At 31.9% G+C, this 7,614-nt stretch carries 4 protein-coding genes and 1 pseudogene; 3 read left to right on the forward strand and 2 right to left on the reverse strand.

The genetic code is table 11. The annotated features are described in order from the left end of the window. Nucleotides 1-72, reverse strand: a pseudogene (locus AJ887_RS10590) (hypothetical protein); the annotation flags it as partial. 1,250 nt (nt 73-1,322) lie between these two features. On the opposite strand from AJ887_RS10590, the gene AJ887_RS00845 reads away from it, so the two are divergent. Both AJ887_RS00845 and AJ887_RS00850 read left to right on the forward strand, forming a co-directional pair. Further along, on the forward strand, nt 1,323-1,898 hold the full coding sequence (locus tag AJ887_RS00845) for a cytochrome c3 family protein (RefSeq protein ID WP_070240072.1): 576 nt from the start codon (nt 1,323-1,325) through the stop codon (nt 1,896-1,898). Nucleotides 1,899-1,908: 10 nt separating this feature from the next. After that, nucleotides 1,909-4,425, forward strand: coding sequence for a molybdopterin guanine dinucleotide-containing S/N-oxide reductase (locus tag AJ887_RS00850; protein WP_070240071.1), 2,517 nt, complete (start codon nt 1,909-1,911; stop codon nt 4,423-4,425). Nucleotides 4,426-4,449: 24 nt separating this feature from the next. On the opposite strand, the gene zupT is transcribed toward AJ887_RS00850, so the two are convergent. Beyond that, complete coding sequence (zupT, locus tag AJ887_RS00855) at nt 4,450-5,325, reverse strand: zinc transporter ZupT (protein ID WP_052776816.1); 876 nt, start codon at nt 5,323-5,325, stop codon at nt 4,450-4,452. A 168-nt stretch (nt 5,326-5,493) separates the two neighbouring features. On the opposite strand from zupT, the gene AJ887_RS00860 reads away from it, so the two are divergent. Continuing rightward, the gene (locus tag AJ887_RS00860; protein WP_070240070.1) at nt 5,494-7,614 is read left to right on the forward strand and encodes a methyl-accepting chemotaxis protein; all 2,121 of its coding nucleotides are present in this window, start codon (nt 5,494-5,496) and stop codon (nt 7,612-7,614) included.

Here is a 7,614-nt window from a genome sequence, read left to right on the forward strand (position 1 = left end):
ATCATTGCTTTTTACTTCTATAGTAGAAACATTTTTTGTTTTATGGTTGATGAAGTCAAAGAAATTTTGCAAAGATTTAAAAATTGAATTAATTTTTGCACTTACCATATATTTTATACACATATATACAATAGCTGAAATTATAATTAAAAATATAACAACTACAGCAACTATAATTAACTGAAGATGATATAAAGGTTTTAAAACTGAATTTTTAGGGGTTGTTACAAGTATACTCCAGCGACTTGAATCTTCTAATGTACTAAAAGAAGAAACCGAAGCATAACTAGTTAAACCTGTAGATGTATAAAAATTATTGATTAAAATATCTCTATGTTCTTTAATAGCACTTAATATAGGAGCTACAGAAGGAGAATGGTTGTATTCATTGATTTTTTGCAAAATTGCTTTAGGATTTTCATGAATAACAAATGTTCCATCATCTGCAAGTAGCAATCTTTGATCTCCTTCGTGAAAATTTAAAGAAGGATCAAGTAAAGCTTTAGACATCTGTGAAAGCTCTAAAGAGAAACCAATAACTCCCGCAAAGTCTCCTTTTTGATTAAAAATAGGCATTCCTAAGTTTATTCCTAAAAATTCTCCATTACCATAATCAAGACGCTTAACTGAACCAAAAGTAACTTTTTGCTCTCCATTGTGCACATTGTTTTCAATTTTTGAGATTACAGGTATGCTGTTATACATATTTTTATTTTGTATAAATGTTTTAATACCTCCATCAATCCCTGGAGTTGAATCATTATAAACAATAGATAAATTTCCATTTTGAGTGTCTTTATCTTTATTTCCTGACAAGACTGAAAGATCTTTAATGTACAAAAAAGCATAAGTGGTATGCATACTTGAATCTAATGTTTTTTTGGTTAAATTTTCCAATACATTAATGTCAATATTCCCATTATCATTAATAACTTGTTGTATGCTAGTACCTAATGCTTTAGAGAGTAAAAAAGGTTCATTAAGCGTGGATTGCATATAATTTACATATCTTTTTGAAGCTATGTCTAGAGCAATTTCTGCTTCTTTTTCCATATTTTGAGAAACTTTCCATGATATGATGGCAATCATAAAGACTAAGCTAACCATAACACTTCCAATTACTGAAAGGGTTAATTTAGTTCCAATAGATTTTAACATTGTCTTCCTTTCTTGTATATTTATTTGCAAATTATAACTATAAAATACTTATTTTTTTCTAAAAAAGTTATTAATTATTAATTAATATTTTGTTAATATTAATTAATAATTAAATTAAATAGTGTTAAAATACATTTACATCAAATTCATATTAAGGAATAGCAATGAAAAAGATTTTCATTTCTTTTGTTGTCCTAGCGACATGTTTATGGGCAGAAAATACCGTCTATACCGATGAAGTTGTATCACTTTATCTTAATAAAGATGATGCTAAAGTCATAGGAAGACTTTTACCTACAAATCCTTTTGAAGTGTTAAAAAGCGAAAATAACAAAGTTTTGCTAAAAATTGATGGTTATGTAAATCCTAAAGCACCTTCTGTAATTTATTTCAATGACTCTCAAAGAATTATTGTTGCAGCTTTTTCTAAAAATACAAAATTAAATTTCTCTCAAAGAATAACTGGAAAAGATGGAAAATGGGATAAGGTAAGCCTTGAAATTTGGGCAGATCAAAAAGAATTTGTCAAAGACAATAAAGAAATGTTAAGTCGAGCCAAAGAGCTTTTTGTAAATAACTGCGGAATTTGTCATGCTATCCACAAAGAAAAAGAATTTACAGCTAATGCTTGGCCTGCAATTTTCCGTTCTATGGCTGATAGAACAGGTATTGATAAAAAAGACAGATGGCTAGTTATAGAATACTTACAAAAAAACGCAAAAGATTTTAAAACAAAATAAGGAGAAAAGCATGCTAGATAGAAGAAAATTTTTAAAAATTGGAGCGAGCTTAAGTGCTTTACCTCTCATTCCAAGCTTAAGTGCAGGAAAAACCTTAGAAGCTTCAAAAGTTAGCCTTGGACTTGTAAAAAATGGAGAAGTGATTACCGCAGCACACTGGGGGATTTTAAAACTCACTATAAAAGATGGTAAGATAGTAAAAAGTGAACCTTGGGAAAAAGTTACAAAAATGGATAATCCTTTACAGCACTATACTGCCGATATGGTTTATAAATCTCGTGTGAAGTATCCTTATGTGCGTAAATCCTACCTTGAAAATCCTGACAATCCTAAACCTGAGCTTCGCGGAAAAGATGAGTTTGTTCGCGTAAGTTATGGTGAAGCGATCAAGCTTATCGCCAAAGAGCTTAAAAAAACAAGAGATAGTAAAGGTGCAAGTGCGATTTTTGGTGGAAGCTATGGCTGGAAATCAAGTGGAAATATGCAAAACTCACGCATCTTACTTCATAGATTTTTAAATGTAACAGGTGGATTTGTAGGAGCTACAGGAGACTATTCTACAGGAGCTTCTCAAGTGATTATGCCTTATGTTGTAGGATCAATTGAAGTTTATGAGCAGCAAACCTCATGGGAAAATATCTTAAGTGATTCTAAATATGTTGTGATTTGGGGTGCTGATCCACTTTCTACTTTACGTATAGCTTGGACTTCAAACGAACAAAGAGGTTTGGCATACTTTGAAAAACTTAAAGACAGTAAAATCAAAGTGATTTGTATAGATCCTGTAAAAACCACTACAGCGAAATTTTTAAATGCCAAATGGATAGCTCCACGCCCAAATACCGATGTAGCTTTAATGATGGGTATGGCAAGCCATTTGATTGCTAAGAAAAAAATCAATTACGAGTTTTTAGACACTTACACTACAGGCTTTGATAAATTTAAAGATTATTTAGAAGGTAAAGAAGATGGAGTGAAAAAAGATACCAAATGGGCAAGTAAAATTTGCGGTATCGATGAAAAAACTATCAAAAATTTAGCTGAAACTTTTTATGATAATCCTACTATGATTATGAGTGGTTGGGGTATGCAAAGAGCACATCATGGCGAACAGCCTCACTGGATGCTAGTTACTCTTTGTGCGATGTTAGGACAAATCGGCACAAAAGGAGGTGGTTTTGGATTAAGCTACCATTACAGCAATGGTGGTGTTCCAACTTGCAAAGGCGGAGTTATCGGCGGTATGACAGCAGGTAGCTTAGGAATTTGGAACAATGGTAAATTTAAAGGTTTAGCAAAAAGCGAAACTTCAAACGAAGGTGCAGAATGGCTTCAAAATGCAGCGAGTTATTCTTTCCCTGTAGCAAGAATCGCTGATGCTTTACTTCACCCTGGAAAAACCATAGATCACAACGGCTCTAAGCTTACCTATCCTGATATTGATTTTATTTACTGGGTAGGTGGAAATCCTTTAGTGCACCATCAAGATACCAACACTAATGTAAAAGCATGGAGAAAACCACGCACCGTTGTGGTAAATGAAATTTACTGGACTCCAACAGCTAAAATGGCAGATATTGTTATGCCTGTAACTTCATCTTATGAAAGAGATGATATTACCATGACAGGAGATTATTCAAATATGCATATAGCTCCTATGAAACAAGCAGTTGAGCCTGTGGGTGAAAGCAAAGATGATTATGTAATTTTCTCTGATATTTGTAAAATTTATGGAAAAGATGTCTTTAATGCCTACACAGAAAATGGCAAAAAAGCTAAAGATTTCATCAAAGAATACTACAACAGTGCCCTAAAACAAACTCAAAGTTTTGGCGAAGCTTTTGCTACGCCTATGCCAAGTTTTGAAGAATTTTGGGCTAAAAATGAACCAATCACTTTTGAACCAACAGCTGAAAGTTTAGAATGGACTCGTTTTTCAGAATTTATAGAAGATCCTATCTTAAATGCTCTGGGTACAGATTCAGGGCTCATTGAAATTTACTCAGAAACGATTAAAAATTATAATTATGATGATTGCAAAGCCCATCCTACTTGGTTTGAGCCTATTGAATGGCTTGGAAATGCAACCAAAGAAGCACCTTTCCACTTACTTACAAACCACCCAAGAGATCGCTTACACTCTCAACTTTGCCACACAAGCTTAAGAGATACTTATGCAATAAAAGATAGAGAGCCGATTTTAATCAATTCCAAAGATGCAAAAAAACTTGGTATAAAAAATGGCGATGTAGTGCGCGTGTTTAACAAACGTGGCGAAGTTTTAGCAGGGGCTGTTGTAAGTGATGAAATCATGCAAGGGGTTGTAAGGATTTGTGAAGGTGCTTGGTATGATCCTAATGAAAACGGACTTTGCAAATGTGGAAATGCAAATGTTTTAACCATGGATATGCCAACTTCAAAACTTGCCAATGGCAATATCTCTCACACAGGGCTCGTAAACATAGAAAAATTTAAAGGTGAACTACCAAAACTTACTGCCTTTAATGCGCCAAAAGGTGTGAATTAAATTGCAAGAAAGCCGTAAGGCTTTCTATTGTCCAAGCAAATTTAAACTTAAAGCCATTATTGCCATTCCTAATATAAGTCCATATAAACTATCATGGGCCTTATCATAAGTTTTTGCAGCGGGCAAAAGTTCATCAAGAGATATAAAAACCATAATTCCTGCAATCACAGCAAAACTTATAGCTAAAGTAAGATCGCCTATAAAAGGCAATAAAATCAAAGCTCCAACAAAAGCACCCAAAGGCTCTGCAAAACCCGAAAGAGCTGAATAAATAAAAGCCTTTTTCTTATTTCCTGTAGCATGGTAAATTGGCAAACTCACGGCCAAACCTTCAGGGATATTGTGTATAGCCACAGCTATAGCTATAGCAATTCCTAAAGTAAGATTGTCAAGACTCGAAATAAAAGTAGCAAAACCTTCTGGGAAATTATGTATAGCAATAGCCAAAGCTGTAAAAATCCCTGTGCGTTTTAAAGCTTTAGTATTGATCTGATGCAACTTTTCTCCAGGATGAAATTTCGGAGGATTTTGTCCTTTTTGAGGTAAGGGACAAATTTTTAACTCGCTTAAATCCTCTTTAGGCTCGTGAGGATTGACATCTTCGGGGATTAATTTATCAATCAATAAAGATATTAAAATTCCACCAAAAAAACAAGCTAATCCCAAAAGCTCAGCCCAATGCGAATCATAGTGATTTTTAAAATCTTTAAGTGCAGTGGGTAAAATTTCCATGAAAGAAATATATATCATTACCCCAGCTGAAAAACCAAGTCCTAAAGAAAGTACCCTTAAATCATCTTTTCTAGAAAAAAAGGCTATTATAGAACCTATAGCTGTAGAAAAACCTGCAAAAAGAGTCAGTAGCATTGCGATAAAAATTTGTTCAAAGGTAAATTGCATTAATAATTCTTAACTTCAATAAAATTTTAATATTTTAAATACTTATATTTATAAAAAGTTAACATATGGTAAAATTACAAAAGATATTAAAATTTTTAAGAATATTTTAAAAAATTATAGAATACTATACTAAGTTTTTTATAAATTTTTAAAAGTTAAGGAAAAAATATGAATTTTCGTTCTTTAAATATAAGCACTAAGCTTATTCTATCTGTAGCTATAGGGGTAATTTTAGGCATTATCGTATTAGTTTCAACAGTTTCCATATATATTTCTGAAAATATGGAAAAAGAGGCCAAAGATTCAATATTTTTAGCTTCAAAAAGATACACCAATTATATGGAAGGTATTCTAAATGAAACTGTTGCACTTGCAAAAGGAACCGCAACTTCCTTAAATGATATGTTTGAACACAATAATCAAGTTGATGCTGATTTGATTGAAAGCTTAATGAAAAATTTATTTGATAGTAGTTTATATTCAGCTTATACTTTTTTGTATTTAAAAGATACTTCAGTGCTAGGGGATGCTCAAGGAATTGATAAAAGATACACAAGTTCTGATGGTAAAACTTTTGCTATGATTTATTTTGATCAAACCACTGGAAAATCTGGAGGAATAGAAACGATTCAAACGCCAAATAATTTTGATAATTTAAAGATTATAGAGCAAGTAGAAAAAAACGCTAAATATGGAGATAAAGATAGTTTATTTGTTGGGCCACCAACTAAACTTAACTACGATGGAAAAGATTTTCTAGGTATTAATTTTGGAATGCCTATTTTTAATAATAAAGGTAAATTGATTGGAGTTGCTGGATATACTTTAGATTTTTCTGAAGTTTCTGAAACCATACTTGACCCAAAATTAGATTTTTTTGAAGGGGATTTAAGATTTTTAATGACTGATAAAGGTGTTATTGCCATTCATAAAAATCATAATGCCATTTTAAAAACACTCAGTGATATAAATAAAGATCCCTCTGTGGAGTTAGTCAATAATGCTGTTAAAGAACACAAAACTGTTATAATAGATGATTATGTTGCTTCAACTGGAGATTTAAGCTATGCATCCGTTTCATCTTTTAGTACTGCAAATAATTCAAGTTATTGGAGTATGGTTGTAACTGCTCCTAAAAATTCAGTTTTAGCACCTTTAAAGAAATTAGAAATTATTTTTATCGTTATTTCTTTTTTTATACTACTTGTCATATTGATTATAGTTTATGTCTGCGTTAAAAAAATAGTTGGATCTAGAATTCCTGTCATTTTAAAATCTTTAGAAAATTTCTTTCGTTTTTTAAATCACGAAAAACACGAAGTTGATTTAATTTCAATCAAAGCCGATGATGAACTTGGAAAAATGGGCAAAATGATCAACGAAAACATCCTTGCTACTAAAAAAGGTTTAGAACAAGACAATCAAGCTGTTAAAGAATCAGTTCAAACCGTATCAGTTGTAGAAGGTGGTAATCTAACAGCAAGAATTACTGCTAATCCAAGAAACCCACAACTTATTGAACTTAAAAATGTTCTAAATAAACTTCTTGATGTTTTACAAGCTAGAGTAGGTTCTGATATGAATGTTATTCATAAAATATTTGAAGAATACAAAAGCTTAGATTTTAGAAATAAAATCTCTAATGCTTCAGGAAGTGTTGAATTAACTACTAATGCTTTAGGCGATGAAATAGTTAAAATGCTAAAACAAAGTTCAGACTTTGCTAATGCTTTAGCTAATGAAAGTGGAAAATTACAAACTGCTGTTCAAAGCTTAACCACTTCTTCAAATTCTCAAGCTCAATCTTTAGAAGAAACTGCAGCAGCTTTAGAAGAGATCACTTCTTCTATGCAAAATGTTTCAGTTAAAACTAGTGATGTTATCACTCAATCTGAAGAGATTAAAAATGTTACAGGTATTATAGGAGATATTGCAGATCAAATTAATCTTCTAGCTTTAAATGCAGCTATTGAAGCAGCTCGTGCTGGAGAACATGGTAGAGGCTTTGCTGTTGTGGCTGATGAAGTTAGAAAACTAGCTGAGAGAACTCAAAAGTCTTTATCTGAAATAGAAGCTAATACTAATTTACTTGTTCAATCTATCAATGATATGGCAGAAAGTATTAAAGAACAAACTGCAGGTATTACTCAAATCAATGATAGCGTAGCACAAATTGATCAAACTACTAAAGATAATGTTGAAATTGCTAATGAATCAGCTATTATTTCTAGTACAGTAAGTGATATAGCTAATAATATCTTAGAAGATGTTAAGAAGAAGAGGTTTTAA

The sequence above is a fragment of the Campylobacter sp. BCW_6466 genome (assembly GCF_001762835.1).
Taxonomy (GTDB): Bacteria; Campylobacterota; Campylobacteria; order Campylobacterales; family Campylobacteraceae; genus Campylobacter_D; species Campylobacter_D jejuni.